Origin of the sequence: Stenotrophomonas veracruzanensis, assembly GCF_032911525.1 — a bacterium.
GTDB lineage: Bacteria > Pseudomonadota > Gammaproteobacteria > Xanthomonadales > Xanthomonadaceae > Stenotrophomonas > Stenotrophomonas africana.
The window spans coordinates 1-525 of record NZ_JAWJTI010000076.1; the positions used below are offsets into that span (position 1 = coordinate 1).

The 525-nt window shown below is 70.3% G+C and carries 1 pseudogene; it reads left to right on the plus strand.

The features are described 5' to 3' along the window. Positions 1-311, plus strand: a pseudogene (locus R1H25_RS20325) (methyl-accepting chemotaxis protein); the annotation flags it as partial. Positions 312-525 lie beyond the last annotated feature (214 nt).

A 525-nucleotide genomic window follows, 5' to 3' on the forward strand; every position in this document is an offset into this window, starting at 1 on the left:
TCGAGCAGGTCAACCAGACCGTGGTGCAGATGGACGAAACCACCCAGCAGAACGCTGCGCTGGTGGAAGAAGCCACCGCCGCCGCCCGCGCGATGGAAGAACAGGCCGGCCACCTCAGCGAGGCCGTATCGATCTTCGTGGTGGACGAAGCCGATACCGTGGTTGCCCCGCCGCGAGCCACTGCCCCGACCCCGGCCCCGCGTGCTGCTGCACCGGCAGCACCGGCTCCGGCGGCCCCGCCCGCCCGCCGCACGGCGGGTGGTCGCCCGATGGCTACCGAACTGGCGGACGGAGACTGGCAGGAATTCTGAGGCCTGCCTGACCTGACGGACGAAGACGCCCCGGCCCTGCGCTGGGGCGTTTTCGTTTAAGGGGTATCTGGATATCCAGCCAACGGCGAAGCCCCTCGGGGTGGTCGGCCGAAGCGCTGGGTTACTGAGAGTTGGCCGGGAGGGTGGGCTGCGCAGGGGCGCCGTGAACCCATCCCTGGGGGCTTGGCCGCGGCATCCATGCCGCGGACACCCC